The organism is Pedobacter sp. UC225_65 (genome assembly GCF_042698365.1).
Lineage (GTDB): Bacteria > Bacteroidota > Bacteroidia > Sphingobacteriales > Sphingobacteriaceae > Pedobacter.
In genome coordinates, this window is record NZ_CP170550.1 from 626,587 (window position 1) to 645,422 (window position 18,836).

At 44.7% G+C, this 18,836-nt stretch carries 14 protein-coding genes and 2 pseudogenes; 9 read left to right on the forward strand and 7 right to left on the reverse strand.

Going from position 1 to position 18,836, the window contains the following annotated elements; all coding sequences use genetic code 11:
* Positions 1-90: 90 nt before the first annotated feature.
* Together argS and ACFJIZ_RS03270 are read left to right on the forward strand one after the other, a co-directional pair.
* A pseudogene (gene argS, locus ACFJIZ_RS03265) lies at positions 91-1,865 on the forward strand (arginine--tRNA ligase).
* 172 nt (positions 1,866-2,037) lie between these two features.
* The gene (locus ACFJIZ_RS03270) at positions 2,038-2,802 is read left to right on the forward strand and encodes a sulfite exporter TauE/SafE family protein (RefSeq protein WP_379090615.1); all 765 of its coding nucleotides are present in this window, start codon (positions 2,038-2,040) and stop codon (positions 2,800-2,802) included.
* A 200-nt stretch (positions 2,803-3,002) separates the two neighbouring features.
* Here ACFJIZ_RS03270 and ACFJIZ_RS03275 read toward each other — a convergent pair.
* Positions 3,003-4,126, reverse strand: a pseudogene (locus tag ACFJIZ_RS03275) (AI-2E family transporter).
* A 207-nt stretch (positions 4,127-4,333) separates the two neighbouring features.
* Here ACFJIZ_RS03275 and ACFJIZ_RS03280 point away from each other — a divergent pair.
* From ACFJIZ_RS03280 to ACFJIZ_RS03295, 4 genes are all read left to right on the forward strand, one after another.
* A complete protein-coding gene (locus tag ACFJIZ_RS03280; RefSeq protein ID WP_379090617.1) occupies positions 4,334-4,477 on the forward strand; it encodes a hypothetical protein in 144 nt (47 codons plus the stop codon).
* Between the two features lie 168 nt (positions 4,478-4,645).
* A complete protein-coding gene (gene mnmE / locus ACFJIZ_RS03285; RefSeq protein WP_379090619.1) occupies positions 4,646-6,004 on the forward strand; it encodes a tRNA uridine-5-carboxymethylaminomethyl(34) synthesis GTPase MnmE in 1,359 nt (452 codons plus the stop codon).
* Between the two features lie 534 nt (positions 6,005-6,538).
* Positions 6,539-6,976: a helix-turn-helix domain-containing protein gene (locus tag ACFJIZ_RS03290; protein ID WP_379090621.1), complete on the forward strand. Its 438-nt coding sequence runs from the start codon at positions 6,539-6,541 to the stop codon at positions 6,974-6,976.
* Between the two features lie 5 nt (positions 6,977-6,981).
* Positions 6,982-8,094 carry a site-specific integrase gene (locus tag ACFJIZ_RS03295; RefSeq protein WP_379090623.1) on the forward strand — a complete coding sequence of 371 codons (1,113 nt, stop codon included), beginning with the start codon at positions 6,982-6,984 and terminating at the stop codon, positions 8,092-8,094.
* Here the strand turns inward: ACFJIZ_RS03295 and ACFJIZ_RS03300 are convergent.
* A complete protein-coding gene (locus ACFJIZ_RS03300; RefSeq protein WP_379090625.1) occupies positions 8,091-8,441 on the reverse strand; it encodes a helix-turn-helix domain-containing protein in 351 nt (116 codons plus the stop codon). The genes ACFJIZ_RS03295 and ACFJIZ_RS03300 overlap by 4 nt on opposite strands.
* A 1,104-nt stretch (positions 8,442-9,545) precedes the next feature.
* On the opposite strand from ACFJIZ_RS03300, the gene ACFJIZ_RS03305 reads away from it, so the two are divergent.
* Positions 9,546-10,076, forward strand: a complete 531-nt coding sequence (locus tag ACFJIZ_RS03305) for a restriction endonuclease (protein ID WP_379090627.1) — start codon at positions 9,546-9,548, stop codon at positions 10,074-10,076.
* A 47-nt stretch (positions 10,077-10,123) separates the two neighbouring features.
* Here the strand turns inward: ACFJIZ_RS03305 and ACFJIZ_RS03310 are convergent, their stop codons facing one another.
* From ACFJIZ_RS03310 to ACFJIZ_RS03330, 5 genes are read right to left on the reverse strand one after another with little or no spacing between them, the layout of a single operon-like run.
* Positions 10,124-13,003 (reverse strand): error-prone DNA polymerase, encoded by a 2,880-nt coding sequence (locus ACFJIZ_RS03310; protein ID WP_379093868.1) that lies wholly within the window; start codon positions 13,001-13,003, stop codon positions 10,124-10,126.
* On the reverse strand, positions 12,928-13,353 hold the full coding sequence (locus ACFJIZ_RS03315; RefSeq protein WP_379090629.1) for a PHP domain-containing protein: 426 nt from the start codon (positions 13,351-13,353) through the stop codon (positions 12,928-12,930). Before ACFJIZ_RS03315 ends, ACFJIZ_RS03310 begins: the two co-directional genes overlap by 76 nt.
* 20 nt (positions 13,354-13,373) lie before the next feature.
* Positions 13,374-14,870, reverse strand: a complete 1,497-nt coding sequence (locus ACFJIZ_RS03320) for a Y-family DNA polymerase (RefSeq protein WP_379090631.1) — start codon at positions 14,868-14,870, stop codon at positions 13,374-13,376.
* Entirely contained in the window at positions 14,867-15,253 is a 387-nt protein-coding gene (locus ACFJIZ_RS03325; protein ID WP_379090633.1) for an ImuA family protein, read from the reverse strand. The genes ACFJIZ_RS03320 and ACFJIZ_RS03325 overlap by 4 nt, the downstream gene beginning before the upstream one ends.
* Positions 15,238-15,618, reverse strand: coding sequence for a hypothetical protein (locus ACFJIZ_RS03330; RefSeq protein ID WP_379090635.1), 381 nt, complete (start codon positions 15,616-15,618; stop codon positions 15,238-15,240). The genes ACFJIZ_RS03325 and ACFJIZ_RS03330 overlap by 16 nt, the downstream gene beginning before the upstream one ends.
* A 508-nt stretch (positions 15,619-16,126) precedes the next feature.
* Between ACFJIZ_RS03330 and ACFJIZ_RS03335 the strand changes: the two genes are divergently transcribed.
* Positions 16,127-18,448 (forward strand): hypothetical protein, encoded by a 2,322-nt coding sequence (locus tag ACFJIZ_RS03335; RefSeq protein ID WP_379090637.1) that lies wholly within the window; start codon positions 16,127-16,129, stop codon positions 18,446-18,448.
* On the forward strand, positions 18,438-18,827 hold the full coding sequence (locus ACFJIZ_RS03340) for a hypothetical protein (RefSeq protein WP_379090639.1): 390 nt from the start codon (positions 18,438-18,440) through the stop codon (positions 18,825-18,827). Before ACFJIZ_RS03335 ends, ACFJIZ_RS03340 begins: the two co-directional genes overlap by 11 nt.
* Positions 18,828-18,836 lie beyond the last annotated feature (9 nt).

Here is an 18,836-nt window from a genome sequence, read left to right on the forward strand (position 1 = left end):
ATTGGATTGGATTGGTTAATTTGATACAATATCAACTCTTCTTTATGTATTGTATTTTCAGCTTTAGTGTTTAATCGCTATTTTTGGAACATGAATTTTATCATTACCGAGACATTAAACGCAATTAAAGAGATCTATAAGGAAGAAGTTGCCGAAAGCGTAATCAATATACAAGAGACCCGCAAAGAATTTGAGGGACAATTGACCATTGTAGTTTTCCCAATCGTACGCTTTTCCAAAAAATCTCCAGAAGAAACCGCAACTGCTATTGGCCAATATTTGGTAGACCATGTTGCAGAGGTGACTGCTTTTAATGTGGTTAAAGGCTTTTTGAACTTGAGCATTGCCGATAGCTATTGGTTAAATCTGTTCAACAATGAATTGCTGGCTGCTGATTTTGGTCAGATCAAGCCGAATGGTAAAAAGGTAATGGTAGAATATTCATCGCCAAATACCAACAAACCTTTGCACTTGGGCCATGTGCGCAATAATTTATTGGGCTATTCGGTTTCAGAACTGTTAAAGGCCGATGGTTACGAGGTGTATAAGGTAAATCTGGTAAATGATAGGGGTATCCACATCTGTAAATCGATGTTGGCCTGGCAAAAATGGGGCAATGGCGAAACGCCAGAAAGCTCGGGCCTAAAAGGCGACCACTTGGTGGGTAAATACTATGTGATCTTTGATAAGGAATATAAAAAACAGATTGAAGCCTTAATGGCGGATGGTAAAACCGAAGATGAAGCCAAAAAGGGTGCGGCCTTGATCAAAGAAGCACAACAGATGTTATTGGCTTGGGAAGCGGGCGATACAGCTGTAATAGACCTTTGGAAAAAGATGAATGGCTGGGTGTACGATGGTTTTGCCGTGAGTTATAAAAACCTAGGGGTTGATTTTGACCAATATTATTACGAAAGCAATACCTACCTTTTGGGTAAGGATATTGTGGATGAGGGTTTGGCCAAAGGTGTTTTCTTTAAAAAGGAGGATGGTTCTGTTTGGATCGATCTAACTGCAGAAGGTTTAGACCAAAAATTGGTATTACGTGCAGATGGTACTTCGGTATATATTACTCAAGATTTGGGTACTGCCCAAATGAAATATGACGATTTCCATATGGACCAATCTATTTATGTGGTTGGTAATGAGCAGGACTATCATTTTAAAGTGCTTTTCTTGATCTTAGAGAAATTGGGTAAAAGCTGGGCACAGGGTTTACATCACTTATCGTATGGAATGGTGATCTGCCAAGTGGAAAAATGAAGAGTAGGGAAGGAACTGTAGTTGATGCTGACGATCTGGTTGCCGAAATGATCGAAACGGCCAAACAAAAAACGGAAGCGCTAGGTAAGATGAACGACTTTTCTGAAACTGAGAAAGACGAATTGTATTACAACATCGGCTTGGGTGCTTTAAAATATTTCTTGTTAAAAGTAGAGCCTAAAAAACGTTTGTTGTTTGATCCGGCTGAGTCTATCGATTTTCAAGGTCACACGGGTCCGTTTATCCAGTATACACATGCCAGGATTAAATCTTTATTGAGCAAAGCCAATTATCAGTTGACGGTTGGTAGTGAGCAGTTTACTGTGGGGTTGTTGCCTACAGAATTGGAAATGATCATGTTGTTGGCCAAATATCCTGAAGAGATTTCGGCGGCTGCCAAGGCGTATAGTCCTGCGTTTTTAGCGAATTATTTATATGAGGTGGCTAAATTGTTCAATAAGTTCTACCATGAGGTACCACCAATTGTAAAGGAAGAAAATGTAGCCTTGAAACAGCACCGATTGAACATCTGTAAGCTTACAGCTGATATCTTAAAAGCTGGAACAGCGATATTGGGTATCAATGTGCCGGAGAGGATGTAGGGGGATTGGTTCATTGGTGTCAATGGTTCATTAGTTCATTGGTGTCAATGGTTCATTTGTGTCACTTGTTCATTGGTATCATTTGTTCATTGGTATAAATGGTTCATTACATTAATATCATTAGTTTAGTGGTCATCTTGTGATCAAGAAATATGCGCTCTATTTAAAATAAATGCTCCAAGAACTCATCTTACTTTGTTTGGCGGCTTTTGCTGCTGGTTTTATCGATGCCATTGTAGGTGGGGGTGGTCTGTTGCAGACTCCGGCAACTTTATTGATCTTGCCACATTATCCTGTGGCTACTTTATTTGGCACGGTCAAACTTCCCTCGTTGGCTGGTACTTGTGTGGCGGCTTTTAAATATTCGAAACAGGTAGCATTCAATTTCAAAGTATTGATTGCTTGTGTTATTGCTGCGTTTTTTGCTTCTTTATTGGGAGCTTATTCGGTAAGTATGATCAACAATGCGGTCATCAAGCCTGTTATTTTGGTGGTGTTGGTCTTGGTAGCATTGTATACTTATTTCAACAAACAGTTTGGTATTCATCAACATAAGGCACATTCTGTACAAAAACAGGTATTGCTGGCTGCTTTCTTTGGTCTGGTTATTGGATTTTACGATGGTTTGATTGGGCCGGGAACGGGTTCTTTTTTGATCTTGGTATTTATAGCTGTTTTGGGTTTCGATTTTATTGGGGCCAGTGCACATGCCAAGATCGTGAACATTGCGACCAACTTGGCGGCCATCATCTATTTTAGTTCTACGGGGCATGTATTGTTTCAGTATGCAATTCCAATGGCGGTTTTTAATGTGATTGGTTCTTTTTTTGGGGCCAGATTGGCTTTGCTTAAAGGCAATAAGTTTATCCGCATCTTCTTTTTGATTGTGGTCTTCGGCACCATCTTAAGGTTTGCTTATGATGTGCTGTTGAAATAATTTTTTCAATACATAGGTTTATAGACAGAATGCTTTCATGCGTTTTGTCATGTTAAGCCTGTTGAAGCATTTCTTTTGTTGTTGACCACATAGAAACACCTGCCTGCGGTAGGCAGGTAGGACACATAGGCCTTTTAATTCTTAGGATGACTTCATCTTAATGGTCCTTCATACCTTAATGTTTAAAACAAGTAAAACACTTATTTCTTCGCAATGACCCCACTTTTGGTGCTTACTTTACTTTTCTTCCCGAAGCCTGGAAAGGACATCGGGCTTTTCGATGGTCTTTCATCGCCCAATAAAACGCCCCATTGTTTATAAGATTCGGTACGGTCGAAGATGATTTTTAGTACCGCAATGATCGGTAAGGAGAGGAACATGCCGGAGACGCCTGCAATACTGCCTCCAATCAGCACTCCTAGGATGGAGAATAAAGCATTGATCTTTACCTTCGAGCCTACAATTCGAGGCATCAAAATATTGTTGTCTAAAAACTGTACCACTGCGATTACCCCCAAAACTGTAACTACTGGCCATAACTCGGTAGATGAAGTTAAGGTCAACAATACACCAATCAGGTTACCAATCAACGCACCCACATAAGGATCAGGTTTAAAATGGCAAATATCACTCCGATTAAAAGGGCATGTTTAATGCCAACAAGCATCAGGATGCCACCCAAAAGAATGGTCATGTAAGTGATTTGAATCAATAGTCCAATCAGGTAGCTTTTAATGATTGATTCCGTTTCATAAACGGCTTCCTTAACTTTAGGGTGGTCGTCTGTTTTAAACCACATAAAGGTAAAACGTAACAAAATATCCTTATAGAACAAGATCAGGTAGATATAGATTGGTAGCAGTCCTACAAAAACAAAAACACCGCTTAAGGTTACTGCAGCACCACCAGCAGCTTTGCCCGCCATACCCAGCAGGTCGTTGCTTTTGGTTTCTATAAACTCGGTCTGTTTTTTGGTTTCAATGCCTGTTAGGTTAAATATTCCTTCTTGTAACGATTGGAGGTGTTTGGTTACATTTTGTTTGATCTGCGGAAAATCGCTGACCAAAATACCGATCTGGGCCGAAAAGAACCACACAATACCTGCAATAAAGATCAATACAAATAGAATGGGTAAGATAATGGATATGGATTCAGGTACTTTATATTTTCTTAAAAAACGGTAGATGGGCAAGAGCATAATGCTGATGAAAAATGCCATCACTACAGGCATGATGATATCCCTGCCAACTACCAAGATGGCAATCACCAATACAAGGCCCAATAATTCAATAGATCGCTTTACGCTCAATGGCAGTTCTTTCATAGTTTGTAGTTTGTTCCAGCTTTAACACTAATGTAGCTATTTTGTTTGTGATGAGGGAAAAAAGATTAGAGGAGAAGAGTAGGGTTGCAGGCGCAAGAAGTATGGTTGCATGCGCAAGAAGTATGGTTGCATGCGCAAGAAGTATGGTTGCAGGTGGAGAAAGTATAAGTTGCAGGCTGAGAAAGTATAGTTGCAGGTGTAAGAAGTATGGTTGCAGGTGGAAGAAGTATAGTTGCAGGCGGAGAAAGTATGGATGCAGGTATGGGATACTTCGATAAGCTCAGCATGACAACAATTGTGCTAAGGAGAAGTACCATCGCAGTAACACGAGGCCCCGAAAGCTTTGCATGACAATGGTTTTAAAAGTTCAAATTCGCTTGGCAATTGGGCAATTTGACAGGATACTGATGGACGAAAGATAAGCAGCAAGCTAAACTCCGATAAAAAGCTTTATTTTTGCAATATATAACAAAGAACCTGTCTTTATTCTTTGTTCTTTTGTCTTTTATTCTTAAAAAAATGTACACAACAGATACCATCATTGCTTTATCAACTCCTCCAGGTAGTGGCGCCATAGGTGTAATCCGCTTATCAGGTCCTGATGCCATCCAATTGACCAATCAGGTTTTTGCAGGAAAGGACTTGACCAAGCAAGCTACGCATACCTTACATTTTGGATTAATTAAGGACGAAGGTATCATCATTGATGAGGTAGTGGCTGGACTGTACATCGCACCGAAGTCTTACACCAAAGAGAACGTGGTAGAGATTTCTTGCCATGGTTCTAATTACATTATCCAGCAGATTTTAAACTTGTTGGTCAAAAAAGGGGCAAGGGCAGCCAAACCAGGCGAATTTACTTTAAGGGCATTTTTAAATGGGGCGTTCGACCTCAGTCAGGCCGAAGCTGTGGCGGATCTGATCGCTTCTGATAGCAAAGCGAGTCATGATGTAGCGTTACAACAGATGCGTGGTGGTTTTTCTACCGAACTGAAAGACTTACGAGAACAATTGATCCATTTTGCTTCGATGATTGAGTTGGAACTTGATTTTGCGGAAGAGGATGTAGAGTTTGCAGACCGTACGCAACTGCGGAACTTGATTTCGCGACTCATGTCGCACATTGGTCGATTGATCTCTTCTTTCGAAATGGGGAATGTGCTTAAAAACGGGGTGCCGATTGTGATTGCGGGTAAACCGAATGTGGGTAAATCTACCTTGTTAAATGCTTTGCTTAATGAAGAAAGGGCCATCGTATCGGACATTGCTGGTACCACCCGCGATACCATTGAAGATGAACTGAACATCAACGGGATCATTTTCCGTTTTATAGATACGGCTGGCATCCGCGATACGGCCGATATTATTGAAGCCAAAGGGGTAGAGCGTACGCTAGAGCGGATGAAACAGGCCAAACTGATCATCTATATGGTTGATGCGCTACAAACGCCTGATGAGTTGGAAGAACAACTGAAAGACCTGCGCAAGCTGGATATCCCTTATCTTGCCTTGGTGAACAAGGCTGATCTGTTTACGCCTGAGCAACGTTTGGCTTTCGAGCAACAAGAGGTACTTTTCCTTTCTGCCAAAGAAAACATTGGAGTTGACGAACTCAAGACCAATCTACTAGCCAAGGTAAACCTGCACCACATCAATACCAGCGAAACCTTGGTGAGCAACATCCGACATGTAGAGGCACTAAAGAACACTGAACATGCCTTGTATAAGGTGCTGAACAATATCGATAATCCGGTAACTTCAGATTTTTTGGCAATGGATATCAAACAAGCCTTACATTATCTAGGTGAGATTACGGGTACAGTTACTACTGATGATTTGTTGGAGAATATTTTTAGTAAGTTTTGCATCGGCAAATAAACGCACAAAACAGGGTAAAGAAAAACAAACTAAAACCGCTTATAATCAATGATTTAAGCGGTTTTTTCTTGTAGCGGGCTTTTTGGTTTTTTGTCCCTTTTTGCCCGCTTTTGTCCCTGGTTTGTCCCATTTTTTAGGGTTTATCGCGAGGCAAGAAATACAAGGGGAAATTACTTCACTTATTTACCCTTAAGTTCCCTTAAATACTCCAACAGGTGGGATAAATTATCCAAAAGGGGAATTACGGGGTGAATTACCACAGATGACCATTTCGGTCAAAGTCTGCCACTACGCTGTTTTGTTTTGTGATTTCGGTCACACTTTCCGGAATTCAGAATCGGTTATTTTGAAATCTTCGGAAGGGACTGGTACGCCTTATATTTTAAAATTTTTAGACCATGAGTTCCAACATCCGAGTTCACAGGACTCTGCCAGTACTGCCAGAACGATTTCGAGGCCAGGACTACGGTAACCAAATACTGTAGCGACAGATGTTCAAAGGCGGCCTACAAGGCAATCAAAAGAAGGGAGAAGATGATCGCAAGCGAAGTGGAGATGAAACAGGTAAAGGAAAAGCCCTTGCAGGACCTGCGGAACAAGGAGATCCTGACGGTCAGGCAGGCAGCGCAGCTATTGAACAGTTCTGCGAAGACGGTCTATAACCTGATAGATATGGGAAAGATCAATGCGGTCAACCTGTCCCAACGGAAGACCTTGATCTTGAGGGCACAGATTGATATGCTATTTGAACCCATCCTGCCTGAGGTAGACCTGCGCAGCCCGGCAAGGCCTAAAAAGGTAAAGATTTCCGAGTCCTATCACATGGCCGAGATCCAGCTGAAGTACAATATCTCGGAAAAGGCGCTCTTCGACATCATCAAGCGCAACAAAATCCCAAAGCTGGCCAAGGGCTGGCATGTGTATGTGCCCAAGGATGAAATTGACCAGATTTTTAACCCAACCAAAAAGTAAAGCTTATGTCAAAGGTAACATTGAGACAGAGAACACTCTCCAGTGGAAGGATTACATTCTTCCTTGATTTTTATCCACCGCTGAGAAACCCGGCTTCGGGCAGGCCCATGCGAAAGGAATACCTGAAACTGTATATGGTACAGGATCCCAAGAGCGAGGCGGACAAAATGTTCAACAAGCAGACACTGGTGCTTGCAGAGAATATCCGTGCCAAAAGGCAGATGGCCATCCAGAACAATGACTATGGATTTTTGGACAAGGAAAGGCTTACCGGAAACTTTATGGATTTCTACCGGGAAATAGTCCGTAAGAAGGGAGGGATGAACTGCGATACATGGTTCATGTCCCAGCGGTACCTTGCCAGTTTTTCCGGCGAGGACCTGAGGTTCTTCCATCTTACAGTAGGCTTCTGTGAGGATTATAAGGAATACTTATTGAGTGCTCCGGCAATCAATTCCCGAAAGAAGAAGATCTCCAACAATACCGCACTGAAATATTATAATATGTTCCGTTATGTGCTGAGGTCTGCCTACAAGCACCAGATGCTCACAGAAAACATATATGATAAGACCACTGCTATCCGCGAGCACGATACGCACAGGGAATTTTTAACGATCGAAGAATTCCAGAAACTGGCAACAACCGATGCCAGCTCACCCATGATGAAAAAAGCTGGCATTGTTTCAGGATTGACTGGGCTTAGGTTTTCCGATATCAAGGGCCTAAAATGGTCCGAGATCCGAGGGAGCGCCGGTGACTATTATATCCAGTTTACCCAGAAAAAGACCAAGGGTGCCGAGGTACTGCCAATTTCTGACCAGACCTATGTGCTGTTGGGGAAGAGGAGAGAATTGGATAATCGGGTGTTTCCAGGTCTTAACTATAACCAGACAAGGATGTTTTTACCGGGTTGGCTGAAAAGGGCAGGGATTACCAAGCACATTACCTTCCATAGTTTTCGCCATACCTATGCAACCCTTCAGCTTTCGATGGGGACGGACATCTTTACGGTTTCCAAACTGCTCGGCCACAAGGATATCAAGACTACGCAGATCTATACCAAGATTATCGATTCCAAAAAGAAGGAGGCTGCGACCAGGATACATCTGGAACTTTAGTAGGTATAGATGCTTTTCTTTATTCGGCCGGCGAGTTTTTCGTCGGCCGCTTTTTTTAAATGGAAGTTGGTCTGGTCCTTATTGCCTTCAATATATGCTTCAAGTTCTTTGCGGTTGAACAAAAGTTTTTTACCGAGCTTGAAGGCGGGGATTTCGCCACGGCAGACCTTTGAGTAGATTGTTGCCTTGGCGAGGCCTAAAAGACCAGATGCTGCTGTGATGTCTATATTTTCTTTTGGTTCTGGTTTTTTATTTTGTTGTCCCAAGAGGATGTTTTCCAATCTTTCAAGTTTCTCCAAAACCAGTTGCATTGCTTCAGGCAGGTTTTCAAACATAAGCTTTTCCATCTCCATCAAATTTTGGTGAAGCTAACTCATTGCCTAATGCGTGTTTGACAATCCCGATAGGGAGCAGGATATTTAGATGCCTAATTTAAAGCTTAAATATATTGTCGATTGTCTCCTGTATGATTTTTTATAGCCTTTTGGCTTCTCTTCAAGCCCAGCCCGTGCAGATAGGCAAGACAGGTCGCACTTTGATGGAAGCTTAGTTGCCTCTGAGGGTATGATTGCGTTTCGGGTAGTAATTTATCTCCTGAATAAGCGACCTAGGCTATTTGTGATAGGTTAGACTGCCAAGGTGACTTTTGGGTTCGGAAAATTCAAATAATGAGCAAGGGCTGGACTGACGTCGGCCCTTTTTTGTAAGTAAAATTTTCATATTGTAGGCACTTTTCGAACTTGCCTGCATTTTATAGTCTTCTGGTTATGAGTAATTTAATGTATGGATGTCGACATTCTTGCCATATCGGGATTGCCGACTTTAGCTGGGTGAGTGTGGACAGTGTATTGTATTGAAGTCGGCACTTGGGCCACATTAAATGTCTGCAAAGGTAGATTGGAAACCTACTTTCTGTTTTTCTATGGTTTGGGCCCTGGCTATTGCGAGAGGTTTAGGCACAGGATTTGCAAATTGCTAAATATGGGCTTGTAGCTATCGAGAAGGTAGGATCGGATGGAAAAAATAGTTCCGGCAAATATAAAACTGGGCGAAAATTAAAAAAAAAGTCATTTCAATAGGTACTTTTTGACTTGCTGGTCGTATTGGTTAGTAAGATATGGTATATGTCTTCGTCTGCAATATAAATGGGAAGGTTTAGGTACAGGATTTGGAAATTGGTTAAGTAGCTAGAAGGACAAAGGTATAGGTCTTATGCCTGCTTGGATAGAGCTTTGGATGCCGAGGTCTGCCGGTTCTTTCAAGGGTAAAATAGCAGAGCTAGCTTTGTCAGGGAAAGTTGGATTTAAGAAATTTTATCTATATGCTAAGGACCGGATTCTACCTGTTGCCTATTGTCAGAAAAAAGCCTTATGGCTTTGGAGGAAAATAATTAAGGAAACAATAAAACTGATACTGTACATAGACGTAAAAAAGCTGAGGTCAAAAAGAGAATGAAAGAGTATTCACCCGAAATCATAATGAATGTATTGGAGTCTTCCAGTACCATGATTCCGATCAACAAGGGCAGGGCGCTTGAGGGGTTGGCGGGATATCTTTTTGCACAAATCGAAGGCTTTGAAGAATATGGGCGCAATATAGTAAACAGCTCCCGTTCCAGTGAGCTGGATCTGGTCTTTTCAACTAATAGGCATCTTTCAGGGCTGGATTTTTTGGATCCGGTGCTTTTTGTGGAATGCAAGAACACCAATGCCTCGAGCGATAGTGCCGATGTGTCCAGGTTTGCTGGAAAGATCAAACGTGCCGGGTTGAGTGTTGGAGTCCTGATAACGAGTTCGGGCATTACTGGAACTGATGGGTGGAGCGCACATCGAGAAGTGCAGGAACAATTGCTAATGCATGGGGTTAAGGTATTAGTCGTAACTGGAAAAGATATTTCTGGAATGAAGAACACAGAGCAGTTCAAACAGATGCTTAAAGAGAAATTCATGCAGCTTGTCGTTTTGGGCAAGGTCTGCAGCTGAGCCCTTCGCTAAATCTTGGTGTATTGGCCAGTTCAGCATAATTTTGATTATTTAAAATTCCTTCCGCCGTCAAAGATTTCGTTTGGTGAGGCTTGTTTAACTTGCGAACGGTTGTTTTGGCTAGGATAAGGAGCGGAACGCTCATCTGCCCGTGACAGGGTGAGCAGCGGAAGCTGGTCATCATCCTTTGCGGTCAGCCCTTTGAGCAGCCCAGTAAAATCAAAGCATTTCTGCACGATCACGTGTACCACCTCGCCCTCCCGCTGGAGTCTGCCCTCGACCATCAGCAGACGAGAGCGCAGGATCTCCTTGCGGTAGGTCTCAAAAAGTTTTTCAAAGACCACAAGGTTGGAAAAGCCGGTCTCATCCTCTGTGGTGATAAAACATACCCCGCCAGCAGTTCCAGGTCGCTGTCTGACCAGGACAAGTCCCGCCACCTTGACCAGCTTTCCGTTCTCTGTTTCACTGATCTCCTTTGAAGACCTTACACCAAACATCCTGAGCTTTTCGCGTACAAAACTCACGGGATGGGCCTTGAGCGATAGGGAGGTGGAGGCGTAGTCCTGCACGACGTGTTCACCCTTGGACATCAGCGGCAGTTCAAACTGTTGTTCCTTGTCAGACTCGGAAGGCTGTCCTTCGAACAGCGCAACCGGTCTATCTTTCAAGGCCGAAACTTCCCAAAGTGCCTGCCTTCTGTCCAGTCCCATCGAGCGAAAGGCATCCGCATCGGCAAGACGTTCCAGGGCAGCAATGGAAACCCCCGCATCCAAAAGCGAATGGACATTGGGATAGCCATTGCCACGTCCCTGGACCAGTGCCAGCATATCATCCTCACGCAGACCACTGGTCTGCCGAAAACCCAACCTGAGCGCACAGTACTTTCCCGCTTTTTCTTCAAGTACATTGTCCCAAAAAGAAATGTTCACGTCGATCTCCCTGACCTCTACGCCGTGGTTGCGCGCATCGATGACCAGTTGGGCCGGCTGGTAAAAGCCCATAGGCATGGAGTTCAGGATCGCGCAGGCGAACACATCTGGGTAATAGCATTTCAGCCAACAGGAAACGTAGACCAGAAGGGCAAAGCTTGCCGCATGGCTTTCGGGAAATCCGTAGGAGCCAAAGCCTTCGAGCTGCCTGAACACGCGGAGGGCAAATTCTTGGGTATATCCCTTGGCGGTCATGCCGGCGACCAGTTTTTCCCTGAACCTGGTCACCATGCCGTGCATCTTAAAGGTGGCCATGCTCCGCCTGAGCTCATCGGCCTCGGCCGGTGTAAAACCGGCAGCGACGATGGCGATCTTCATCGCCTGTTCCTGGAAGAGCGGAACCCCCATGGTCTTGCCCAGGATGTCCCTTAATTCTTCCGATGGATAGTCCACGGCCTCTTCGCCGTTGCGACGTCTCAGGTAGGGATGCACCATGTCACCCTGGATGGGGCCTGGCCGTACGATGGCCACTTCGATCACCAGGTCATAGAAGCATTTGGGTCTGAGCCTTGGCAGCATCTGCATCTGGGCGCGGCTCTCGATCTGGAAGACCCCAAGGGTATCGGCCTGGGAGATGATCTCATAGACCTTTGGGTCGTCCTCTTTGTTGATCGAAGCCAGGGTGAGGTCAAGGTCGTAATGTTTCTTGGCTAGGTCGAAGCCCTTTCTGATGCAGGTGAGCATCCCAAGGGCCAGCACGTCGATCTTCAGAAAGCCCAGTGCATCGATGTCGTCCTTGTTCCATTCGATATTGGTGCGGTCCTCCATCCGGGCGTGGAAGATGGGGCAGAGGTCGGTCAGTTTGCCACGGGTGATCACAAAGCCTCCGGTATGCTGGCCGAGCTGGCGAGGGAAGCCGATCATCTGCCTGGTCAGGTCCAAGACCTTCAGCAGCAGCGGACCCTTGGGGTTCAGTCCGTTCTCGATGATCCTTGCGCCCTCGAACCACTCCTGGGTAAACTCCCAGATGGAGGCCGAAAGCCTATCGATGGTATCACTGGATAGTCCCATGGCCCTTCCCACATCGCGCAAAGCCCCCTTTTGGTGGAGCTGGGTGACCGTTGCCACTATCGCCGCCCGGTCACGCCCATATTTGTTATAGATGTACTGGATGACCTCTTCGCGTCTTTCATGCTCAAAATCCACGTCTATATCGGGCGGCTCGTTCCGGGCCGAGGAGATAAAACGCTCAAACAAAAGGTCGAACTTGGTCGGATCGACCGATGTGATCCCCAGGCAGTAGCAGATGGTGGAATTGGCCGCAGAGCCCCGTCCCTGGCAGAGGATCTTCTGCCCGCGGGCAAAGCGTACGATATCGTAGACCGTCAGGAAATAAGAGGCGTAGTTCATTTCCTTGACGAACTTCATTTCATGGTTGATGTTGGTGGTTACTTTTTCCGGCAGGGGAAGGCTAAATATCTCTTCGGCCCCCTTCCAGGCGAGGTATTCGAGTTCCTCTTGGGGTGTCCGGCCTTCAGAGGTCATCTCTTCGGGATAGATGTATTCCAGGCTGTCGAGTGTAAACCGGCAAAGGTCTGCGATCTCCTTGGTCCTTTCAATGGCATCTGGATATTGCCTGAACAGCCTCTGCATTTCTTCTATGGGCTTTAGGTGCCTTTCGGCGTTCATCATCAAACGGAAGCCTGCCGTTTGTATGGTGCATTTCTCGCGCGTGCAGGTCAGGATGTCCTGCAGTTCACGGCGCTGGGGGTGGTGGTAATACACATCGTTGGTGGCCACCATCGGAACGTTCAGCTTTTTACTCAGTTCATCTAATCGGAACAATCTTTTCTGGTCCTGGCCGTGATAACTTCTGTTTGCAGCAAGATATAGTGAAGAACCTAGGTTTTGCTTGTATTCATTTAGGGCTGAGGGGAAGCTGGGCTCAAAATCAAAGCCCTTGCCGAGTTCGTCTGGTGGGATGGCGATGAAGATGATCCCTGGCGGCTTTCATAGATATCTTTTTTGTAGAGGAAACATTTGCCCTTTTCTGCTCTCAGGTTTCCTGTGCTGAGCAGGGCCGATAGCCTGCAATAGGCTTCCTTGCCGGTGGGATAGGCGAGCAGGCTTGGCCCATCTAGTAGGTCCAACCTGCAGGCTGGGATGATCTTGATGTTGTGTTTTCTGGCGGCTGAATGTGCACGGACTATCCCTGCCATGGTGTTCACGTCGGTGATGGCGATCTTTGGGTAGCCGAAGGCAGCTGCCTGCTCGATGAGCTCCTCTGGATGGGAAGCCCCGCGAAGGAAGCTGAAGTTGGAAGTGATCTGTAGTTCGCAGTAGCCCATATCTTTTTCTCCTTTTATTTCTATGCAAAAAACCCGTGCAGGAACCAGGCCGAGCCCTCCTCGTTGTAATGGCCCGAACGGAAGACCCAGTAGCGCCGTCCCTTTTCGTCCTCCAGGATGTAATAGTCGCGGTGCTCACCCTTTTCCATCCACCATTCCCGCTCGATGCGTTCCGGTCCGTCCGCCTTTTGTACCATATGCAGTTCGTCCTTATACCTGAAGTTCATGGGCGGGTAATCCGGAACGGGCGCGGTGACCTGTATGGAGGCAGGCCTGTGCAGCAGTTCCATCGGACGGGGATTTGATCTTTGCCAACGTACTTCGGTCTTTTCTTCGAGCGATACCGCTGGGCGCAGCGAGCGTTCCGGCCAGTAGTGCGCCTGCGGGACATATCTGCGGATGGCCTGTGGGCCGATCTTTCCGGCAAGCCTGTCCAGGAGCTGGACAAGGTTCTGGTCGGCAAGGCCCGGTCTTCCGTTCCATAGTTTTTCCTGATGGATCAGTACGGGCTCGGTCTTGACGGCGCTCAGGGTGAAAAGCTCGATACCAAGGTCCGGCTCGATCTGGTCGATCCTGAGTTCGAATAGTTTGGCAAGGTGTGGTACTTTATGTGTAGGCTGGTTGGTGCCGATCTTGGTCTCGGTCACTTTGCCATCTAGGCGATATCCTTTGAGCTCGGCCGACCTTATCCCAAGTCCTTCTTTGGACAATCTTTCGCACAGCGCTTCCAAAAGTCTTTCGATCGCAATCTCGATGGCTGGTTTGGTGCGGATGGGTTCTAGGCAGTATAATCTTTCCTCAAAAGGCGATCTGACTATGATTGGGGTAATGGTTTCTTCTTCCGTTCCAAGGGCCTGGCCCAGGCGGAGCAGCGTTTCGTTGCCAAACCTGCGCCTTAACATCGAGGCAGGGAGCTGGATGAACTTTCCTATCTTGTCAAAGCCAAGTTTGTGCAGCCGTTCTATGACGGGCTGTTCCAAGCGCAGGGCCGTTGGGGGCAGGTTCAGAAGTGTGTTATATTGTTGCCCGGGCATAACGATGGGTGATTTCCGGCCCAGCCTAGCGATTGCCCAAGAGCAGCCAATGGTATCGGATATCGCGCCATGGCAGGTATAGCCGGATTCTCTGAGTTTGCCCAGGATGCTTTCAAGATATTTTTCCTCTCCGCCCAAAAGGTGCGAACACCCGCTGGAGTCAAGGATCATCCCGTCTGGCAGGTCGATGGAGACGGTAGGGGAATACCGGACCAGCCATTTGGCGATGCGGATGAGCAGTTTCTTATTGAAGTCGGTCCTGTCGTCAAAGGCCAGGATGCCGGGTACGATGGCCTTGGCATCGGCCAGTACCATGCCTGCAGATATGCCCTGCTGTTCCGCTTCCTTGGAGGCTGCGGTGACCATGATGCGGTTTTTTTGGGATAGGGTGAATACATAGACCTTGCCGGACAGCTCGGTTTTTTTGGTTGCCAGATAGTCTGTCAACAGGTTGGGGAAATGGAGGGCTAAAAACCTGCTCATGCGATCAGTCCCCTTTCTTCTGCTGGAATGGTCTGTGGCTGTAGTTTGGTGGCTGGGCCTTCAAAAGCGGCAAACCTGTCCTCTGCCCATTCCAGGTAAAACCTTCCGCCTTCTCCGTTTTTTACCTTTAACAGATTTACTTCCCATCTGGGGTTGCCTACGCCTGGAATGCCACCCGAGAGTTCAGTGGGCCGGGGCCGTATCTGCCATCTGGCCGAGCAGGCGGTAGCGGAAAGTTTTTGCTTTGGTTCTTTTCTCAGGATGAAGCCTGTAACATGGCTTTTCTCTGTGGCCAATTGCAGCCTTCTGCTCTGGGCAAAATCGATGTCGGGGAGTTCTGCGATCACGCAGGCCAGGCCTTCACATTTCAGTGCCTCTTCCATTGTCCAAAGGATGTCCTTTGCATAATAGAGGTCGATGAAGATGACCTGCTGGGGTCGGTGCCAAAGGATTCCAATGAGGGTGGAAAGAGCTTTCTGTTTCGGCTGATCCATAGGCAGGAGCCTCCGTTTTCCATGAGCCTGGAAAGAAGTCCTGCGATAAAGCCTTCGCTGGATGCGGTGTCTTCAGGATTTTCGGCCAGGAACTCGTGTATGGTACCGGCAGGGAAAACATGGTTCGGGAAACAGGCTTCGATAGCGCCCAGGCCAAAACCTTCGCCAGAGGCGATAGGGGCAGGTTTGAATCCCTGCGCCATTAAGACCTGCTGTCTGAGCTTTGTTAATATCTCCTGTTTTTCTGCCGTCATTTTTTACTTGTCCTGTACAGTAGTTTGCACATGGTTTTAGTAACAACAAATATATTGCTAAAATTGTTGGTAATTACTAACAATTTTAGTATGATTATCAACATCGAATTTTGATTCCAAGTCGGGATTACTATAATCTGGATATAGATGCTCCTAACTTTAATGGTAAAAGTAGTCTACTTTTGGAGGCTCGAAAGACAGATAACAGATTGGTCAGTTCAATATAGTTGATCTGGCAATATTCAAATAGCATAGTCTTGTAGGTCAATGTTGTCAAACAAGTTGTTTAAACTTCTAGTGATTATAATGTCGTATACCAATATGCTGTTTTAGAAGTTCTTAGATTTGATATTATATGTTGTAGATATTGTTTTATATACTGATAGGACCATTTGGTACAATAAATTTGTAAGCTCATAACTAAATCTTTAAGTTTGATTAAGGCCCGACATTGGAAAACTAAATTCCGCTAGTTTAACTTATGTTATGTCTTTATCAAATCTGAATTATGGGGTATTACTATAGACTTATATTATGGCTGCTGTTCGTTCCGTTAGGGTCATATGCACAATTTGAAACAAAATCGACCTATTATCCATCATCGACTGGTGAATATTCGAAAGTAGGCAGTAATACCTCTGTTGATTTATATAGTGGAGGGCTTAATGTAACAATACCATTTGGCTCAATTACTACTGGTGGTTTAGACTTATCTATCGCTGTATTTTATAAAGGAACTGGGAGTAAGATCGAGGATTATGCCTCATCTGTTGGTCTTGGGTGGAATATGGGAGCAGCTGGATATGTCTCAAGAATAGTGAGGGGGTTGCCTGATGAATCGGCCGATGGTTATGCAGGAGCGAATCATAGAGGTGACAATATTGCCAGCTACAATTTTAATGTTATTGATAAAGGGTATTTAGATGAATGGGATAATGAGCCAGATCTGTTTTTTGTGAGTCTTCCTTCAGGATCTTTCTATTTCGTGCTTAAACCGGATGGCTCTCCCCTGATTTTAAACAATTCAAATTTCAAGTTCAAAACAAACCCTTATGCCAACAACTCTGCAGGTTATAATAAAACAACAGGGTTTTGGGTGATTTTAGATCCTAGTGGGATATCCTATACATTAGGAACAGTTTCAGGTAACGAGATAGTACGGGTTAAGCTTTCAAACGAATCGGGTTCAAAAGAATATACCTCAACTTGGCACTTGGTAGAGGTCAGTCTACCAAATTCCGATGAAAAGCTCAAGGTAGAATATGAAAATATTGGACAGGTAAATGAGGTCTACTATAATTCAATGCGGACCGAAGTTGTCAATTTAACCCCAACTGCATGTTCTATTCCAAATATCCCTCCAAGTGAGATTGTCCAGAACACAGAGATATCTATCCTAAACAAATTGATCCTAAAAAAAATATATAACGACCTTGAGCAAATAAAGTTTACCTATTCTTCCAGAACAGATGTTACAAATGGAAGAAAACTGGATTTTATTGAGTTTTTGGATATCAATGATGTATTGGTAAAAAAATTCAAATTGTACACCAGTTATTTTACTGGACTGGGTGGCGTACAAAGGCTGAGGTTGGATGCAATTGACCAGGTATCCTTAACCAACGTTAATTTAAGGGTCGCCCGTTTCAATTATTTTCAGCTTAATCTACCCCAGCGCAATTCAGATAGTTATGACCACTATGGTTATTTTAACGTTAACAATTCTGGTACCGTGTTTTTCCCCAACGCCAATAAGGCCCCGGACTTATCTACCACAAAGGCAAATACGTTGATAACCGTCGAAAACAATTTGGGTGGACTTACCAAGTTTACCTACGAACTTAATGAGTTTAATGACGGAAGCGCTAATGTGAAGACAGGTGGGTTAAGAGTTGCGGAGATTTCCTATGAAGACCAGAACCAGGTACTAAAGACAGAAAAATACATCTATAGAGATACGCTGACTAACCAATCATACGGGAAGGTACAATATTCCCAGATCAATTATCAGAACAATATTCTTTATGTACTTGGAGGGTCACCTACCAATCCTTGTATTAGTGAAGTCAAACGTTTTGGGGCGAAAAGTTTTAATGACCTTATGGATATCAATAATAATAGTATTGGTTATTCCACTGTTATCAAGAAAGCGGATGATGGTTCCAAAATAGCCTACCAATTTACCAATTATGACCTCTATCCGGATGTTTCTTCTACATTTTTATATAATGACAGTGGAAACCAGGGAGCATACGCCTATAAGACTTTTTTGCCCAACTCCTCACACATGAATTTGAGAGGCAATATTTTGGCGGAAAGATATTATGATAATGCAAACAACCTGCTACGACAAATAACCTACGAATACCAAAAGATTACTGGAACAGATGTCAAAGCACTTAAAAGTGTACTGAACACCTTGAATATAAACCTGTCCAAAAAGACCTATATCGTAAGTGCCTATGCTTTCACAAGAGAGTTTCTGTTACTAAAAAAGAAGTACGAGACTGATTATAGCCCTAGTGCATCGATCAACAAGGTTTCTGAAAATTTTTATGACCAGACCAGTCATTATCAACCTACCAGGGTACAAATGATGGGTAGTGATGGCGTGTTGAACGAGAACAGGATTGTCTATGCCCCCGATATTGCCGGTACACCGTCCGACCCACTTGGAATTTATCAGGCTATGACAGAATTAGAACATGGTGGGTACGGTTGTAGAGACCAAGGAGCTGGTGAATGCAGTTCCAACAAAAGGGACCAAAATAAATTATGCCCAGTTTTTTACGAATATATACCTTCCCTCAACGGTACAATTGCTGGATAACTTGTCCCAGACCTATGAAACTGAAATACAGTATCATGCTTATGATATAAAGGGCAATATATTGATGGCCTCACCTATTACCCAGGTAAAGACCTCCTATGTTTACAGCAATAAAGGCCATTATCCGATTGCTGAAATCAAAAATGCTGATATAAGTACAGTGGTATCCCTTTTAGGAGGGCAAACGGCAGTAGATAATTTTCGTAATAATGTCTCCCCAACTTCTGCTACTGTCAATAGTTTCCTAGCCCCAGTAAGGTCGGGGCTAACATCAGCTGAAGTTAGCTCCGCTACGTATTCACCGGTTTTGGGAAAAATAAGCCAAATTGATGCAAAAGGCAATTCAACATATTTTGAATATGATCCTTTTCACGGTTAGTTACCATAA